Origin of the sequence: Nonomuraea sp. SYSU D8015 (genome assembly GCF_008065375.1) — a bacterium.
In the GTDB taxonomy this organism is placed as follows: domain Bacteria; phylum Actinomycetota; class Actinomycetes; order Streptosporangiales; family Streptosporangiaceae; genus Nonomuraea.
Map to the genome: position 1 here is coordinate 1 of NZ_VJYI01000040.1, position 16660 is coordinate 16660.

Genomic DNA, 16660 nt, shown 5'->3' on the forward strand with positions numbered 1-16660 from the left:
CTGTACTGCCTCGATGACCAGGGAAGACAGTCCCGCAAATACCACACCCACAAGATCGTCGATCTTCAGCACGGCCCAGCCTGGCAGGGATCACTCAGTGCCACCACCGATTACGGGCCAGAGCCGATCACACACTGGACGGACCCGGCCAGAGAACTGGAAGCGACGTACAGCCGCCCGTTGGGAACTGACTGCTTTGCTCAGCCGCATCTGGAGGAGAACGATGATGCCGGTGCTCAGCGCTGCGAGCGAAGTGGAAAAGATCGCGGGAATGTCCGGATGACTGGCTATCCATAGCGGAATTCCTACGATGAGAACGTCATCGGAGATCATCAGGAGGCCGCAGAAGATAGCCGTGGCGAGGTAGGGAACATCTTTGATTGCTGTCATAGCGAAAAGACGCTTTTGCTTGTAATGATCTTCTTGCGCTGCGTCGGCCGCGGGCCGGCTCGTCTCGGTTTCACGGCCCGGGCCTTGTTCTGCCCGGTCGAGCAAGTCGGCGGCGGCCTGGGCGATCTGCTCCTCGGTGGGCTTGTCGATGCCGCGGCGGGCGAGCATCTTCTGCGAGTGTTCCCAGGCCAGGTCACCGAACGGGACCGGGCCGGCGTTCAGGTGAGTCCAGGTGGGTCGAGTGGGCAAGCCTGGCCGCCGCCTCAACCTTCGCCGCGTCGCGTTCGGGGTTGACCAGCAAGGCGAACAGCGCTCCTCCCACGATGGCGACACCACCGGCCAGCATGAACACGGTGGCGTAGCCCTCGGCGAGCGTGCCCGCCGCTCGCGCCGTGTCGAGGAAGTGACCCGTGATCAATGGCCCGGTGGCGGCCAGGAGACCGGCCACGGCCAATCCGGCCGACAGCACGCTCCTTTGCTGTCCCGGTGGCGCTATCAGCACGAGAGCCGGATTGAGCACGGCGCTGACGCTGATGGCCAGTCCATAGCCCAGCATCAGCAGGGCGAACGGCACCACCGGCCCGGAGGCGAGCGGCAGTGCGGCGAGAAACGCGCCGCCCAGCGCGAGCAGCACACCGCCCCACAGCCCGCGGGCGCGGCGGGCCGACATCCCCCTCCTGAGCATTCGGTCGCTCCATGCGCCGTACCCGTACAGGAACACCATGGCGGCGATACTCGGCACGCCGAACAACGAGCCCGCGGCCACCGCAGAGAAGCCCAGGCTCACCTGGAAGTAGGACGGCAGCCAGGTGAGGACGACGATCGCGAGCATCGCCACCGAGGTGTACGCGGCCACGAAACCGGCGAACGTGCCCGTCAGCAGGATGGAACGAAGCGGCGCACGCGATCCGGTCTCCGCGACGGTCTCGGCGGCCGCCGCCTGGCCATGTGGCCCCTCTCGCCCGATCAACAGCCAGCCCACGCCCCAGGCGAAGCCCAGGAGGGCGACGGCGAGAAATCCGGCCTCCCAGCTGAAGGCGGCGATGACGAAGGCCAAAGGCGGAGCGAAGAGTAGTTTGCCGAAGGAAGCTCCAGTCGTGAGCAATGCCGTGGGCAAGCCGCGCCGCTCGTTCGGCCACCAGGTGTAGGCGGTGGCGTACGCCGCCGGCGCCGCAGGGCCCTCGGCCGCGCCGAGCATGAACCGCGTCGCCAGGAGCAGCGTGCCGGAGGCGGCGAAGACGATCGGCAACTGGAGCAGCGACCAGATGACGACGACCGTGAAGAGGGTGACTTTGACGGGCAGCCGGTCGGCTACCAGGGCGTACAGGAGTGTCGAGAGCGGACCGAGCAGGCCCGCGGCGCTGCTGATGGCGCCGAACTCGGCTGCCGAAAGCCCGAGATCGGCCATGGCCGGCTGGGCGACGAGCCCGAGGATCGCCTTGTCCAGATAAGAGATCAGCATGACGCCGAGCAGCATCACCGTCATGCTCCAGGCCGGCACCGGACGAGGCTTGATCGCTGCGATCGGCGCGATGATCGGCTCGCGCTGCGGCAGGACATGCTCGCTCACCATGATGGGCTCCTCCTTTGAAGGCCGGCGGGGGGATGGGTGAGGTGTTGGGAAGAGATCAGGTCCGTCCGCTTCGGGATACGGGGTCCGGAGCGCAAGCTGGGTGCTGGGGGCCGCGCTGCTTCGCTGCCGCGCTGATGCGGGCCGGATGCATGAGCGGGGTGTTTGCGAATGGGCGTGACTGGCCGGACTGGACACCTCAGATGATCGCTTCCCGCATGGAGAGTGATCGTTTCCCGAACCGGCGATGAACGTTGCGTTGAGTACGGAGTGGTGCCGCCGGTCACGGGGTGGCGTTGTCGACGGGCAGCAGGCCGCGCTCGTCGAAGACCTTCCTGGCGACGAAGGTGGCGTTCAGGGCCCGGGGCATGCCGCAGTAGACGGCCGCGTGCAGGAGCGCTTCGGTGATCTCGGTGGCGGACAGGCCGACGTTGAGCGCGGCGTTGATGTGAACCTCGAGCTGGGGTTCGCAGCCGCCGAGCGCGGTGAGCATGCCGAGGGTGACCAGTTGCCGTCGCGGGGTGGCAGGCCGGGGCGGGCATACATTTCACCGAAGGCCCAGGCGACGACCTGATGGCCGAGTTCAGGTGAGATGTCGGCCAGGGAGTCCACGACCCTCTGCCCGGCTTCGCCGTCGATCTGCTTGAGCACCGTCAGGCCGTGCTGGTACTGCTGCTCGCGGTTCACGAATGCTCCAGGAGTCGCTCGTAGTGGCGGATCTTGTCGTCCAGCGCCTGGCCGTTGGTCTGCAGGCGGCGGATGCGGTCGTCCAGATGGGCGCGGTGGTGGCGCAGCAGGGCCAGCCGGTCGGCGACCGTGGCGTTGCCTTGCCGTCGCAGCTCGGCGAACTGTTGCATGTCGGCGATGGACATGCCGGTGTCGCGCAGCCGGAGCAGGAAGTCGATCCAGGCGAGATCGGCGGTGGCGTAACGGCGCTGTCCGCCCGCTGAACGGCCGGCAGGGCTGACGAGCCCGGCCTTTTCGTAGTAGCGGAGGGTGTCGGGCGACAGCCCGGTCCGGTCGGCCGCTTCCGCGATCGTGAGTGTTTCGCAGGTAGTGGCTGTTCGCTGGCCATGGGAGAACCGTAGGAGTTGGAGTGCACTCCAACGCAAACCGGTATGAGTGTGATGTAGAGCACCATGCCGCTGCAGGAGTGCCACCGCCAAGGCCTGCCCCGTGGAATCCAGCGCCCGCCGTTGCCTACCCGGCGCGGATCCCGGCCGCGAAGCGGGCGACCTCGGCCTCGATCTCGGCTGGCGCGGCCCGGTGGTCCGCCAGCGCGGGGTCGGCGACCAGCAGGTTCATCGTGGCTGGAAACGGGCGAAGGCGCCAGCGCTCCGCGTCGCCGAAGAGGAACGCCTCCTCGAACTCCGCGGCGGCGGCCTCGCACCACGCCCAGCGGAGCGCTACCTCACCGTGTTCGAGGAGTCCTGGCGGTGCTATCCCGATGTCCAGCCATGCTTGGAGACCCTGAAACGGCTTCCCCGAGGACCGCGTCTGGCCGTTCTCACCAACGGGGATCCCGAGCAGCAGCGCGCCAAGCTCGCCCGCTTCGGCCTCCTCGAATACTTCGAAGCCGTCCTGACCTCGACCGAGCTCGGTGCGGCCAAGCCCGTCGCCTACGCCACCGCCTGCCGGTGGATGCGGACGGACCCCGCGCAGGCGGTCAACGTGGGCGACATGCTGGAAAGCGACGTGAACGCAGCCGCCCTCGCCGGGCTCACCGGCATCTGGCTGGACCGTGGCATCGACTTCGTCACCGGTGGACCATCGCCGACGGCAGCCGAGACGGTGTTCCGCATCGAACGCCTCACCGACCTCCCGCCACCTATCACGCACGAACGCCTGACCGGGTCTCACGGCCGTCGTAAAGTGAACGACCCGGGTCAATGAGCCGGATCACGGCAGTTGGAACCAGTGGGGTCACGTCCACGGACGTGGTGTATGAATCGATCTTCGCGTGATCCTGTTTCTGCAGGTTAAGCGGTAAGTGTTTGCGGGATCGGGTTCTGTGTGGGTGTGTCGCCAGGGATCACCCGGACACGAGCCTTGGCGAGGATGTCCAAGCCCATGTAGCGGCGGGCTTCGACCCATTCGTCGGTCTGCTCGGCCAGCACGGCGCCGATCAGGCGGATGATGGCGGGCCGGTCGGGGAAGACGCCGACCACGTCGGTGCGGCGGCGGATCTCCTTGTTCAGCCGTTCCTGCGGGTTATTGGACCAGATCTGCGGCCAGATCTCGCGGGGGAAGGCGGCGAAGGCCAGCAGGTCCTCGCGGGCGGCGTCCAGATGCTCGGCCGCGGCCGGATGCTTGGCCTCGAGCGTTTGCACCACCCAGGCGTGCTGGGCGCGCACCGAGACGGCATCGGGCTGGTCGAAGATGGTGCGCGCCAGAGTGGCGACGAACGGCTGCGCGGAGCGAGGGACGACCGTCAGCAAATTTCGCAGGTAGTGGCTGCGGCAGCGCTGCCAGGCCGCGCCCGCCAGCGTCGCGCCGATCGCGGTCACCAGCCCGGCGTGGCAGTCGGAGATGACCAGCTGCACGCCGGACAGGCCGCGGGCGACCAGGCTGCGCAGGAAGGCCAGCCAGCCCGCGCCGTCTTCGGCCGAGGTGACCTCCAGGCCGAGGATCTCGCGCCGGCCGTCGGCATTGACGCCGGTGGCCACCAGGACGTGGACGTTGATGATCCGGCCGCCCTCACGCACCTTCTGCGTCAAAGCGTCCAGCCAGACGAAGGTGTACGGGCCGGCGTCCAAGACGCGGGTCCGGAACGCCTCGACCTGCTCATCGAGCACCTTGGCCATCTGGCTGACCTGGCTTTTGGAGATATGCTTGATGCCCAGTTGCTCGACCAGCTTGTCCACCCGCCGGGTCGACACACCGAGCAGATAGGACGTGGCGATCACGCTGATCAGCGCCTGCTCGGCCCGGCGCCGACGCTCCAGCAGCCAGTCCGGGAAGTAGGAGCCCGACCGCAGTTTCGGGATGGCCAGCTGAACCGTTCCCGCCCGGGTGTCCCACTCGCGCTTGCGGTAGCCGTTGCGGGAGTTGGTCCGCTCGTGGCTGCGCTCGCCGTATGCGGCGCCGCACAGGCTGTCGGCCTCGGCCGACATCAACGCTTCGGCCATGGTCTTCACCATGGATCGCAACAAGTCGGGGTCGTCGGTCTCGATCTGCTTCGCCAGCCACTGTTCGGGCGTCACACTGGGATCTACGGCCATCGCTTGGTTCTCCTTCGAATCTTGATCTTTGCTACTCGAAGGATCACGCGATGGCCGTCTTCATTTCACGGCGCCACGCCTGTGACCAGGCCAAACTCGTACACCACTCCCGTGGACGCAACCGTTGCCCGCCCTGGAACAAAGGCGAGCACGCACCGCAACCAGCCCAGATCCGCCAGGTTCGAGCTGATGTCACCTTAGGAGGCTTCACGCACCGGTTCCTCTCTTATACCTCTCCGTCTCGCTCGCCGGACCCGCGCCATCTGGCAGTCCTGACACGTCCCGGCTTTGTCGGGGCCGCTTGCCACCCTCCCCGGCACCTCCCAGGTCGGGCTGCCCCCAGCTTCACCGCCCTGCTGCGACAGGACGGCGGCGAAGGTCTCTCACCTCCGCTCGATCAATCAGCGCCTCACGGCGCACGTGCCAGATATGCCAGCGATCACCAACCTGCACCGCTTCAGGCAGGGCGCGACGGATCGCTTCGGCGTAGGCGCCGCTGCTGTCCCGGCACACCACCCGCGCACCGGGGCGGGCACGCAGCCACACTTCCAAGGTGTCGGCCTGACGATCGGCGAGCACGTCGATCCGCTCCCGCGTGATTGCGTCGATGATCACCGTGGCGTAGCGGTGTCGTTTGCGGAGCGCGAAGTCGTCCACCCCGATCACCGCCGGCACCGGACGAACCGGCAAAGGCAAGCGCAGCAACGACCGGATCGCGCTCTGCCGCGGTAGCCCGACTCCCAGCACGGCCAGCAGCCGAGACGCCGCCCGCCCGGCCAGCTCCCGCACCACCGCACCCACCTGCGTCGTCAAGGCGACCGTGCGGCGCTGATACGGCTCGGCCAACCCGGGCAACGGCTCCCGGAACGTCTGCCGCTCGCACCCGACCCTCGCGCACCTCAACCGCCGAAACCGCAGCCGCACCAGCACCCGCTGCCCACCAACCGGCAGGTCAGCCAGCTGCCGATCCACATAGCCGTGCACCCGCCCGACTGCCCCGCAGCCGGGACACGCCACCGGCGCGCCGGTGGACGCGACATGCACCACAAGCGCCCCGGCCTCGGACTGAACGCTGACAATGATCAGGCCGGCCAACTGCGGGAATACCAGCCCCGCAAGATCCCTTATGTCACACCGGCGTCACGCTGACACAGCACCCCGGATAGCCATGTACCGACACGAACAATCACGTTCCGTCACCACCGAAAGTGCGCCAGAGCCAGTGACCGTACAGTCCCACACAGCGCACTGACCTCCGCCGAGCGGAAGACTCATGCTGAGCGCCATGACCATTCGTCGATTCAGCACACTCGCCTCGCGGCTGGGAGCCGCGACCCTGGCCGCCGCGCTGCTCGCTGCGGGACCCGTGGCCGCCGCCGAGGACGGCGGCCTCGACCGGCAGCGGTTGCGCCAGACGCTGGACGCCGTGCACGAGGCCGGCATGTACGGCATCTATTCGAACGTCGTGGACGGCCGGCGGAGCTGGAAGGGCGCCGCAGGCGTCGCCGACGTCGAGACCCGCCGCCCGATGCGGCCCGAGATGGTGCACCGGGCCGGGAGCATCACCAAGTCGTTCGTCGCCGTGGCCGTGTTACAGCAGGTCGGCAAGGGCACGATCGAGCTCGACGCCCCCATCGGCCGCTATCTGCCGGATCTGATCCCGGGCGAGCGCGGGCAGCAGATCACCGTACGCATGCTGCTCAACCACACCAGCCACATCGCCAACCACACCAGCGTGATCTTCCCGACGATCGAGAGCCTGGACGCCAACCGCTTCCGCGCCTTCTCGCCGGAGGAGCTGGCGCGGGCGGGGCTCGGCGCCCCCGCGACCGGGCAGCCGGGGGTGACACCCGGGGCGTACTCGAACACGAACTTCGTCATCGCCGGCCTGCTGCTGGAGAAGGTGACGGGCACGAGTGCCGAGCGGTACATCACCGACCACGTCTTCCGCAAGGCCGGGCTGCGGCACACGTCGTTCCCGCGCACGCCGTACATCCCGGGGCCGAGCTCCAAGGCGTACGAGGCGCTGTTCGGCTACTTCGACCCGCCCAAGGACTACAGCGTCTACAACATGTCCTGGGCCTGGACGGCGGGAGCGGTCGCCTCGACGATGGAGGACCTCAACCGCTTCTTCCGGCTGCTGCTGCGCGGCGAGCTGATCGACGCGAGCCTGCTCGCCGAGATGCACAAGACCGTGCCCATCCGGTCGTTCTCGGGCGCCGTGATCGACTACGGTCTCGGGATCTACCCCCTCGACCTGCCATGCGGCAGGTTCTGGGGGCACGACGGGAGCATCCCCGGCATGCAGACCTTCGCGTTCTCCGACGCCGACGGCGGCCACCAGTTCGCCTTCGGCACCAACCTGAGGAACTACCAGCAGCTCGACGAGAACGGTAGTCCTGTCACGCACGCCATCGACTTCGCGATCGGGAACCACCTGCTGGAGGCGGCGTGCGGGCCTGACGCGGGGGCGGCGACCAGGGCGGCGCGGCCGCTCCCGGCGATCGGCGTGGACGGGGGCACGGCCACACCGTGACCGGCGGCGGCGCGGCGCGGGCTGGTCACCGATCGGTGGCCCGCCACAGCGCCGCCGCCCTACCCCGGACGTTAAGTTCTCTCACCGACAGGAAGACCTGAACAACACGGCCCTCCGCTCCCGAACGTGTCCCAGCCGCCAGATAGATGGCGTTTTACAAGCGAGGTGCGAGAGCATGCGCCACAGCACATGCGGGGAAGGTCCCCTTCAGCCCCCCTAGTCGATGAAGTCGATGTTCGGGTGCCGCGGGGATTCGCCGTCGAACAGGTGCCGGTCCCGTCCGCGAAGGTGCAGATCGAAGAACGCGCCGATGTAGTCCCGTTGCGCGGCCAGCGAACGACGGGGATCGATGGTGCCGATGAGCGCCTCACGCTTCTCCGGCGCCACGCGCGCGCCGAGTTGCGGCACGATGATCTGCAGATCGCTGTAGGACTCGTGCGTGCTGCCGCGCAGGAGCAGATCCCGCTTCCAGCCTCGCTGGTTGGCCCAGAAGTCCGCCCAGCTGCGGTCGAATTCGGGATTCCGGTGGGTGTGTTCGAGCGGTTTCCCGTTCTCGTCGACGCCCTCGGCGCCCATCAGGAGGAACGGCCTGTCCAGGCCGCGTTTGGTGACTTCGGCCGGCACGTAAGGAGTTCCCGGGGGATAGCCGACCGCGGTCGCCATCGCGCCGTCCATGTTGATCCCGGCGTCGACACGGCGGTCGTGGACCATCGTCTCGCCCGCGGTGGACCCGCCGTAGGAGTGGCCGTAGGCGCCGACCCGGGACAGGTCGAGCGACCGGCCGAGCCCGCGAGGGAGCGGCCGCTTCCCCGCGTCGGGGTTCTCGCCCCGGGTGATCTTCGTGAGCTGGTCGAGGACGAACCGGCTGTCGGCGACCCGGGCGTCGAGCGCCTTCTTTAATTCGGGGCCTTCACCGTCGGACACCGCGAGTTCGAGTCGCCCGCCAGGAAACTCGACCGCCACGCTCTCATAGGTGTGCGAGAGCGAGACGACCACGTAGCCGCGGCTCGCCAGGTCGTCGACGATCGCCGTGTACGTCTCGCGTGGGAAGCCGAAGCCAGGAGAGAAGAGCGCGACCGGCTTCGGCGCGCCGTGCGCCACGGGGACGCCGGTCTCGGCCCTTCGCTTCGCCGATGCCCAGTCGATGGAGCCGGCCGGGAGATCGAGGTAGTCCTCGCCCGCCAGCGCCTGATCGATGACAGTGCTCATGCCGGGCGTGAGCCACAGTGCCCGCGGGCCCTTGGCGAACCGGTCCGCCGGGTAGGTGATGGTGACCATGAGTTCCCGGCGCCGTTCCGGTTTCCACGGATCGGGGCGGGACGGGTCGACGAGGTGGAGGTCGGTGGTGCCGACGTCGTACTGGCCGGTGAGGGTCGGCGCGGTGAGCTTGGCCTGCTCCGCCGCCACGGCGGGAGCGGTCGCGGTGAGCCCGCACGCGAGCGCGAGGCCCGCGATCAGCGCCAAACCCCGCACCACCCTGGTGTGTCTCGATAACACTGCTGGAGTCCTTCCGGATCGGGCGGCCCAGCGGCCGCCTGCTTCCGACCCTGGCAGCGCCTCGGTACTACGCGCATCCGTCTTCGGAAGGAGCCGTGCTCCTACCCGTGAAGGGTGCGGTAGGCCGACGCGGCCCCGGGGTGCAGCGCGCCACCTTGCCCGTACCTATCAGTGTCCGGACCTCGAGGAACTGCGTCCCCACCGCAGGCGCTGGCACGAGGTCGACGGCGTGGCCGACCAGCACGCGCGCCACGGAGGCCGCGACGTCGTCGGGCAGGGAAAGACGCCGCCAGCAGGCGGTTGGCGACGCCGATCGTGCGCAGTTCGCCGACTCCTGATAAGCCTGCGCCGGGACGTGGACCTGGTCGTACACCGGGCCGTAGCCCGCCCGCAGCGCCGGCAGGTGGACGTCGAGCGGGAGGAGGGTGATCGCGGTGGTGCGGTTCAGGTCCGTCAGCGCTGCGTGGGGATCCCGCCCGACCAGAGCAGCGTGCCCGTCGTCGCGTTCCCCGGCCCGCGTGGCCTCCACCCGACCTCGCGCCTGCGGCTCGCCCAGCGCCTGGGCCACCTCCTTGGCACGCATCGGCCGGCCCTCGCTGGTCATCGCCGCCACCACCTGCTCGTCAGCCCCGGCCAGGTCGCGCCGATCCGACGATGCTCGGCCCCGGTGCGCAGTCGACTGCGGCGGGCCGGGGCGCCGGTTCTGATCGGGACGAGACTCATTCGCGTCTTGCGCAGCGGACTCTTCAGCCGGCAGCGGCTCGATCACCTTGCGCGCGATGGACAGCTCGCTCAGCCGCTCCTCCAGCGCCGCCACCTGCTCACGCAGATCGGCCAACTGTTGCCGGGCCGCAGCCTCATCTGCCGTCAAACGCTCCAATAACGATGCCATGCCCGGCCCGATCTCGGCGACCACACTCACCCGGCCTGCAGACTCTGCGACTGCAAAGTGTCGCAGAGCACTTGCAACGGGATACGGCTACTCGACCAAACCAAAACCGCCTACCCGGCGATATCAAAAACCTGGGTCGACTCCGGCTTCAGAAACGCCGTAATCCAGCACGGCGCCAAATTAGGCATCGACGTCGAAGTCGTGGCCAGAAAGACTGAAACCCGCGGATTCCACGTCGTCAAACGCCGCTGGGTCGTCGAACGCAGCCTGGGCTGGCTCATGCTCTACCGCCGCTTAACCCGCGATTATGAAACGCTGCCCGCCAGCTCCCAAGCCATGATCCACATCGCCTCGATCAACAACCTCACCAAGCGCATAACAGACGAAACCACCCCAACCTGGCGAGGTACCTACTAGGACATAAGACGCAATCTACTCAAATCAAATGCCCTCTTAGCTTGCCGTGCAGCCTTCCGTAGCGCCATCTCCGCCTTGATCGGGTCGTCCACCTCCTGCCACCACTTCAGGTCCCGCAGCTCGACCAGCTTCTCGTGTCGCTTCGCCTGCGCCTTGCCGAGCGCAATGTGCTGCTCTTCGGAGATGACCGCCTTGCCTTCGGCGATGGCGAGCCCTGACGGCAGCTCGGCGAAGAGGCGCTGCACTTCGGCGTCGCCTTGTCGTACACGCGCTGGGCGGCGATCGCTTCGGGTGGGATGTCGAGATCGGCCATGGCAGTGCTCCCGGGTGGTGCATGTGGTACGAACCGGATCCTACGGACACTCCTGAGGACGATCATCGACAGGGCCAGGGATGACCTTCATGGACGAGCCTGACATCCCCGTAGACGCGGCCCTGCGTGAACTGTGGGAGAAGGAGATGAACCGATGGTTATCTTGGGTTCTTGCTCCCTTCTCGCAGGTCAGAGCGAGATGATCTTTTCAGGCTCGTAAGGCATGTTGGCTAGCCCTCAAGGCATGTTGCGCCGAACGCTGCGCAAGCCGCCGCCCGCTGGCCCAACTGCTAGGGGGCTATCAAGACGGCATGGCCACGCCGCCCGACGGCATTCACGGGGGGCCGGGAGAGCTTCCGTGTAATGCGGATGCCCGGCGTTTCTGGCACTGTCGTCAACCACAGGGCAACCGGAACGGTCAGGAAAGCGCACCTCCCCATCCACCGGAAGGGAAGGACATGTCCACTCGTTCTCGCGGCGTGCTGAGGATCGTCTTCACCTCCGAAGACCTCGCGCTCACCCGGCTGGCGACCCGGACCGACCTTTTGTGGGAGATGGTAGGCAGCCTGCACCGCCTGCAAGCCCGCGACGGCGGACAGACCATGACCGGCTGGCGGCGCCAAGCCCGGGCCCGCCTGACCGAAGCCGGCCTGCTGGCGTCCGTCCGCTCGCTGCTGCTGCCCCTGGCGCCCAAAGGGCCGTACTTTCCCGACTTCCTCACCCCGATCGAAGCCCAGCTCGGCGACGAGCAGGCCCTGCAGACGCTCGCGGACACGCCCGGCAAACGAATGCGGGCCGAGATGGAGCTGCTGCGCCGCACCGCCGGCCTGCCCTGCGCGGAGCTGGCCGACCTCGCACGCGGGAATCGGCAGGCCATCAAGCGGCTCGGGCGGCTCGTGGCCGGCTACTGCGAAGCGGTGCTCACGCCGCACCGGCCGCAGGCCGAGCCCGCCCTCGCCCACGAGCGCGCCCTCCTGTCACGGCACCTGGTCACCGGTGGCGCCGAGCAGCTGCTCGCCCACCTGCCGCCGGCGATGCGCTGGCGCCCTCCGGTGCTGGAGGTCGACTATCCGGCCGGACTGGACCGCCAGATCCACCTGCGAGGGCGGGGCCTGACGGTGATACCGTCCTACTTCTGCCGGGGCAACCCGGTGGCGCTGGTGGATCCGGCGCTGCCGCCCGTCCTGGCCTACCCGATCCCCCGCCGCGCCGCAGCAACCGCCGCCGCGAGTGCCGCCGCCGGGGGCGAGGCGCTGGCGGCGCTGCTGGGGCGCACCCGAGCGGCGATCCTCAGCTGCGTCGCCCACGCGCCGGGCTGCAGCACCGGCGAGCTGGCCCACCGGGCGCGGGTCTCGCTGTCCACGGCCAGCGAGCACGTCCACGTGCTCCGCCAAGCCAACCTGATCGCCAGCGTCCGGCAGCTCAACCTGGTGCTTCACTACCCCACCGAACTGGGCGCCGACCTCCTCGCAGGACGGTCCGCCCGCGGACCAGCGTCTTTCGGCGGACGCCGAAACACCCTCCTCGTCTGACGGCCGCGCGCCGATGCTGGGATTCACCGGTGGTTGGACGAGCGCGTACGAGGCGTACCTAGCTACACCCCCGGCTTGTACCTTGCCGGATGTTCGTGCCGATTCAGGCTTTCTACGGTCGTGGTGTCACAAACTGCAATGCAATGGAGGAGAAAACCGTGGCGAGGCACGCGAGGCACGCGCATCTTTGAAAGCACCCAGACGGGTGACGACAGGCAGGCGAATAGGCGGCGGACGTACTCGCTCTGGTGCTTCCGGCCGCCTGTGCGGCGGTTGCCGGGCTGCTGGCCGCACCGGCTCAAGCGAGCGCCCACGAGGGGGAAACGGGTGAGTCGATCGTGCGGACGGACGCCGGCCCTGTGCGGGGGACAGTGATGGCGGATCATCGGACGTTCCAGGCCATCCCGTACGCCGCGCCGCCCGAGGGAGAGTTGCGTTGGCGGTCGCCGCAACCGCCCCAGCCGTGGACGACAGTCCGCGACGCCACCAAGCCCGGCCACGCTTGTGCACAGGCCCCGAACGATCTGGCCGGCGTACCAGGTAGCGCGTTCGAGGATTGCCTCCATCTCAATGTCACCACTCCAAGGTGGCCACGCCACACCACCCATAGAACTGGCACAGCGCGCGCACACAATCTTCGGCCTGTCATGGTCTACCTGCACGGGGGTGGCTTCGTCTCTGGGGCGAACCACCACTACAACGCCACCCGCCTGGCCGTCGAGGGCGACATTGTGGTGGTGAGCGTGAACTACCGGCTCGGTGTGTTCGGTTTCTTCGCCCACCCTGACCTGCCCGGCTCCGGCGCATTCGGAATCGGACCAGCAGGCCGCACTTCGCTGGGTACGCCGCAATGCCGCTGCCTTCGGCGGCGACCCCGACAAGGTGACGCTCTTCGGGCAGTCCGCGGGCGGGCTGAGCACGTGCGCTCAGCTCACTTCTCCCATCGCCAAGGACTGTTCCAGCAGGCCATTCTGCAGAGCGGCAGCTGTGGAATTCATTGGCCCAAGAACGGCTACGGCGCCGGCTCGCCCGTGATCTCTCCCTGGGGTCCCCCGCAGGAGGTGCATGAACTTGCCCGTCTCTACACCACCGGGCATGGCTGCGACACCGTGGACTGCCTGCGCAAAATCCCCGCAGCAGGTGAGCGGGGCCTGCTCGCCGACCCCTTGTCTTCCCTTTTCTCCCGCCCCGTGTACGGCACCTCCGTTCTGCCCGAACACCCCGCCAAGGCACTCGCTGGCGGACGCTTCCACAAGGTCCCGGTGATGAACGGGCACACACGTGACGAGCACCGACTCATGATTGCCTGGACATATGATCCGCTGATCACCGCCGAGCAATATCGGGAGCTCATCACCGATTCCTTCGGCAACGACGCTCCGCAAGTGGCCGCCCGTTACCCACTCGCCAGCTTCGCCTCGCCGTCCGAGGCATGGTCCGCCATCGCCACCGACAGCGGCTGGGCCTGCCCTACCCTGGCCGACGACCGCCATCTGGCCAAGCGAACCACCCTGTACGGCTTCGAATTCGCCGACCGTACCGCGCCCTGGATCTATCCCGAGCCCCCGCCCTTCCCACTCGGTGCCTACCACGCCTCCGAGCTGCCCTACCTATTCCCAGACCCGAAGATCACCCCCAATTCAGCCCAGCGAAGGCTGTCGAAGACAATGATCGGCTACTGGGCCCGCTTCGCTCACACCGGGACCCCGAACGCACCTGGATCGCCTCAATGGACTCGCCTTACCTCCAGCGCCGCGACCGTCCAGTCGTTGTCCCCGGAACCTGGCGGCGTCCGCCCCACCGACCTCGGTGTACGGCACAACTGCGACCTATGGCAAAGCCTCTCCTGACAGCCGGCGCCTCCTCATCAACACCGCGACGGGCGGCAACCTGCCGGACAGGTGGCTGGACGAGATGGTCGCGGCGCCCCTCGCCAGCTCGACGGTGCCCGTGCTCCGCGCCTACGTAAACGACTGGGTCTATGCCGACTACGCGATGGAGCGGCCACGGCTGCTCCTGGTAGAGGGAGAGCAGCCACCGGCCGATCTGAGCGCGGCGGTGGGAGCTCTCTACGACACCGAGCGATAACCCGATGAGGAGGCGCGGGCGCCCGGCAGGATCCTGGTCGAAGGCCGGACACCCACGCTCACAGAGCCGACTGCCCCTCCGAAGGTGATCCACGCGGCGGCGCACCAGCAGTTGCCCGATTCAGCACCGTGGATCTCCGTACAGCGCGAAGAAGCCCCGCCCTTGGTCGTGGACCAGGACGGGGCTTCCCGGTTTCGAGGCGACGGCACCTTTAGCGGGGACGCCTCTTCGACGATACGCGGCAGCCGATCAGAGCGCTGCTAACGCCGGTTTCCACCGACCGCATGACGGTGCCCATTGGCGTCCGGGAAGCGCCTGCGCAGCGCCACCACAACGTCCCCTTTCCGGCGCGTGGCGCCGTGCGGCGGTCACGCTGTACGAGCGGACGACCTCGCCGTCGCAGCCGATCGGACGCCCGCGTGGCGCTGATCGTGCGGCCGGAACCGGGGTCAGGGCGGGCCGCCTTGCCGTCAGTGCCCTGCTGGTGGACCCGCCCCGCATTCCGGCTCAGTCAGCCTCGCAGGCCCGCTCCTTCAGGCAACCCGGCTTTCACTGCGCTCACCCCACCCAGCCAAGATCTTTTGGCGCGAGCGGGGTGTTCACCGGCGCCGGCCGGGGCGCCAAAACATCTTGCCGGGGCGGGGCCGCCGGGTTGCCTTCCGTCGCTTCCGCCTGCGTGTCCTCCCTCACCGAAACACGGACCGGCCACCCAGCAGGGGCACCGTACGGAAGGAGCCACACACCATGACCCTCAAACTCGGCCTCCCCCTCTACCGCACCGACATCACCGCCTGCAGCCGCTGCGCCAACGAGGTCGAGCACAGCTGGAAGACCCTGGACGGCGGCCGCATCTGCCTGGGGTGCATCGGTCAGCAGGTGGAGGCGTACCGGCTGGCGACCGTCGCCGACCGCGAGTCCCCTTCTAGGCCCGGCTCGGCGGGGGCCCGACGGCCCCCGCCCCGCTCCGTCCCGTTTCGGCAACCGCTCATCCCACCTTCGACGTCCTGGGAGGACACCATGGCAGCAGGCGACACCGTCATCACCCTCGTCGGCAACCTCGTCGACGACCCTGAGCTGCGCTTCACCCCCACCGGACAGGCCGTGGCCCGCTTCCGCCTCGCGTCCACCCCGCGGTTCATGGACCGCCAGACCAACGAGTGGAAGGACGGCGACAGCCTCTTCCTGACCTGCAACGTGTGGCGGCAGATGGCCGAGAACGCCGCCGAGAGCCTCCAGCGCGGCATGCGCGTCATCCTGCATGGCCGGCTCCGCCAGCGCACCTACGAGACCAAGGAAGGCGACAAGCGCACCGTCTACGAGGCCGAGGTCGACGAGATCGGCCCGTCTGTACGCCACGCCACCGCCAAGGTGGTCAAGGTCCGTGGCAGCCGCACCGTCAACACTCCCCCGCAGAACCCCTGGGACGGCATGCCCGTGGAGAGTCAGGAGGCGGCCGGCGAGTCGATGCCCGGTGAGTCGGTGCCCGCCATGGCGGGCACGGCTGCAGCGGCTGGTGACGACCCGGATTTCTAACCGCGCTGCGGTGCCCGCCCGGTTTCCCTGCGGGCGGGCACCGCCCCGCAACTCCCCCTGTGAACCCGCACCTCCCCTTCGCTCCGCCCTGCCTCCCTCTTTTCTCCCATGGAGGCGGGGCGGACTTCTTCCAAAGGAGGACCTCTCCTCGATGATGCCGACCTCCACCCGTACCGACCTGACCGAACTCCTGAGCTACGTGGGATGCGAACTCAACGACCCCCACGCAGACCTGCGGGCCACCCTGCTGCACGTCACCGCCGAGCTTGCCCGTCTGCTGGTCGAAGACATTGACGACCGCGAACTCGACGCCGTGCTGGGCCAGGCCACAACGCTCACCACGGAGCCCACCACGGACGGGCCCATGACACCTGGTCAGGTCATCCGCCTTCCCGGCCGCGGCCCCGCCAAGATCCTGGCCGTGCGGGAAGGTGGCGCCCTGCTCAAGGTCCGCCACGACAACGACGTGCGCCACATCCAGCGCAGATCGAACGGATGGGCCGATCTGTGACCGGCTACGACCTCGGCGAGTACGAGCCGCGCCCGTCCGAGGGCCACACGCTCCTGATCACCAGCTGTTGCCGGTGCGGACTGTACCCGCTCATCGTCGATCCCGACAACGCCGTGTCCGTCCTTATCCACCAGGCCACCGGCACGCCCGTCGACCCCGA

15 protein-coding genes and 2 pseudogenes are annotated in these 16660 nt (G+C 68.2%); 8 read left to right on the forward strand and 9 right to left on the reverse strand.

All coding sequences use genetic code 11. The annotated features are described in order from the left end of the window. Positions 1–90: 90 nt before the first annotated feature. The 4 genes from ID574_RS56485 to ID574_RS56500 form a co-directional block, all read right to left on the reverse strand. The gene (locus ID574_RS56485; protein WP_188197358.1) at positions 91–558 is read right to left on the reverse strand and encodes a hypothetical protein; all 468 of its coding nucleotides are present in this window, start codon (positions 556–558) and stop codon (positions 91–93) included. A gap of 25 nt (positions 559–583) precedes the next feature. Continuing rightward, positions 584–1963: an MFS transporter gene (locus ID574_RS56490; RefSeq protein WP_188197359.1), complete on the reverse strand. Its 1380-nt coding sequence runs from the start codon at positions 1961–1963 to the stop codon at positions 584–586. Positions 1964–2243: 280 nt separating this feature from the next. Beyond that, entirely contained in the window at positions 2244–2468 is a 225-nt protein-coding gene (locus tag ID574_RS61270; protein ID WP_223168129.1) for a carboxymuconolactone decarboxylase family protein, read from the reverse strand. Between the two features lie 175 nt (positions 2469–2643). After that, on the reverse strand, positions 2644–3072 hold the full coding sequence (locus tag ID574_RS56500) for a MerR family transcriptional regulator (RefSeq protein ID WP_188197360.1): 429 nt from the start codon (positions 3070–3072) through the stop codon (positions 2644–2646). Positions 3073–3226: 154 nt separating this feature from the next. On the opposite strand from ID574_RS56500, the gene ID574_RS56505 reads away from it, so the two are divergent. Further along, positions 3227–3853, forward strand: a complete 627-nt coding sequence (locus tag ID574_RS56505) for an HAD family hydrolase (protein WP_336245670.1) — start codon at positions 3227–3229, stop codon at positions 3851–3853. An 86-nt stretch (positions 3854–3939) separates the two neighbouring features. On the opposite strand, the gene ID574_RS56510 is transcribed toward ID574_RS56505, so the two are convergent. Both ID574_RS56510 and ID574_RS56515 read right to left on the reverse strand, forming a co-directional pair. Then, positions 3940–5181 carry an IS256 family transposase gene (locus tag ID574_RS56510; protein ID WP_188197362.1) on the reverse strand — a complete coding sequence of 414 codons (1242 nt, stop codon included), beginning with the start codon at positions 5179–5181 and terminating at the stop codon, positions 3940–3942. A 345-nt stretch (positions 5182–5526) separates the two neighbouring features. Then, on the reverse strand, positions 5527–6228 hold the full coding sequence (locus ID574_RS56515; protein ID WP_262496187.1) for an ISL3 family transposase: 702 nt from the start codon (positions 6226–6228) through the stop codon (positions 5527–5529). Positions 6229–6466: 238 nt separating this feature from the next. On the opposite strand from ID574_RS56515, the gene ID574_RS56520 reads away from it, so the two are divergent. After that, positions 6467–7717, forward strand: coding sequence for a serine hydrolase domain-containing protein (locus ID574_RS56520; RefSeq protein ID WP_223168123.1), 1251 nt, complete (start codon positions 6467–6469; stop codon positions 7715–7717). Between the two features lie 216 nt (positions 7718–7933). Here the strand turns inward: ID574_RS56520 and ID574_RS56525 are convergent, their stop codons facing one another. Further along, positions 7934–9214 (reverse strand): alpha/beta hydrolase family protein, encoded by a 1281-nt coding sequence (locus ID574_RS56525; protein ID WP_188197365.1) that lies wholly within the window; start codon positions 9212–9214, stop codon positions 7934–7936. A 67-nt stretch (positions 9215–9281) separates the two neighbouring features. Beyond that, positions 9282–10136, reverse strand: a complete 855-nt coding sequence (locus ID574_RS61275) for a type 2 periplasmic-binding domain-containing protein (RefSeq protein ID WP_223168124.1) — start codon at positions 10134–10136, stop codon at positions 9282–9284. A gap of 48 nt (positions 10137–10184) precedes the next feature. Here ID574_RS61275 and ID574_RS56535 point away from each other — a divergent pair. Further along, positions 10185–10523, forward strand: a pseudogene (locus ID574_RS56535) (transposase); the annotation flags it as partial. Here the strand turns inward: ID574_RS56535 and ID574_RS56540 are convergent. Beyond that, positions 10520–10768, reverse strand: a complete 249-nt coding sequence (locus ID574_RS56540; RefSeq protein WP_188197366.1) for a hypothetical protein — start codon at positions 10766–10768, stop codon at positions 10520–10522. The pseudogene ID574_RS56535 and the gene ID574_RS56540 sit on opposite strands and share 4 nt — an antisense overlap. Before the next feature lie 526 nt (positions 10769–11294). Between ID574_RS56540 and ID574_RS56545 the strand changes: the two genes are divergently transcribed. The 5 genes and pseudogenes from ID574_RS56545 (at position 11295) to ID574_RS56565 (ending at position 16500) form a co-directional block, all read left to right on the forward strand. Continuing rightward, on the forward strand, positions 11295–12368 hold the full coding sequence (locus ID574_RS56545) for a winged helix-turn-helix domain-containing protein (RefSeq protein ID WP_188197367.1): 1074 nt from the start codon (positions 11295–11297) through the stop codon (positions 12366–12368). Between the two features lie 338 nt (positions 12369–12706). Then, positions 12707–14218, forward strand: coding sequence for a carboxylesterase/lipase family protein (locus ID574_RS56550; protein WP_262496188.1), 1512 nt, complete (start codon positions 12707–12709; stop codon positions 14216–14218). Next, entirely contained in the window at positions 14178–14456 is a 279-nt protein-coding gene (locus tag ID574_RS62185; protein ID WP_188197368.1) for a hypothetical protein, read from the forward strand. The genes ID574_RS56550 and ID574_RS62185 overlap by 41 nt, the downstream gene beginning before the upstream one ends. Before the next feature lie 1017 nt (positions 14457–15473). Beyond that, positions 15474–15878, forward strand: a pseudogene (locus tag ID574_RS56560) (single-stranded DNA-binding protein); the annotation flags it as partial. Between the two features lie 262 nt (positions 15879–16140). Then, entirely contained in the window at positions 16141–16500 is a 360-nt protein-coding gene (locus ID574_RS56565) for a hypothetical protein (RefSeq protein WP_188197369.1), read from the forward strand. The last annotated feature ends 160 nt before the right edge of the window (positions 16501–16660 follow it).

Excerpts from the sequence above, each read along its gene's own strand:
- ID574_RS56520 (WP_223168123.1), top strand. The coding sequence starts at position 6,467 with ATGACCATTCGTCGATTCAGCACACTCGCCTCGCGGCTGGGAGCCGCG.
- ID574_RS56545 (WP_188197367.1), top strand. The coding sequence starts at position 11,295 with ATGTCCACTCGTTCTCGCGGCGTGCTGAGGATCGTCTTCACCTCCGAA.
- ID574_RS56485 (WP_188197358.1), bottom strand. The coding sequence starts at position 558 with ATGCTCGCCCGCCGCGGCATCGACAAGCCCACCGAGGAGCAGATCGCC.
- ID574_RS56510 (WP_188197362.1), bottom strand. The coding sequence starts at position 5,181 with ATGGCCGTAGATCCCAGTGTGACGCCCGAACAGTGGCTGGCGAAGCAG.
- ID574_RS56490 (WP_188197359.1), bottom strand. The coding sequence starts at position 1,963 with ATGGTGAGCGAGCATGTCCTGCCGCAGCGCGAGCCGATCATCGCGCCG.
- ID574_RS56565 (WP_188197369.1), top strand. The coding sequence starts at position 16,141 with ATGATGCCGACCTCCACCCGTACCGACCTGACCGAACTCCTGAGCTAC.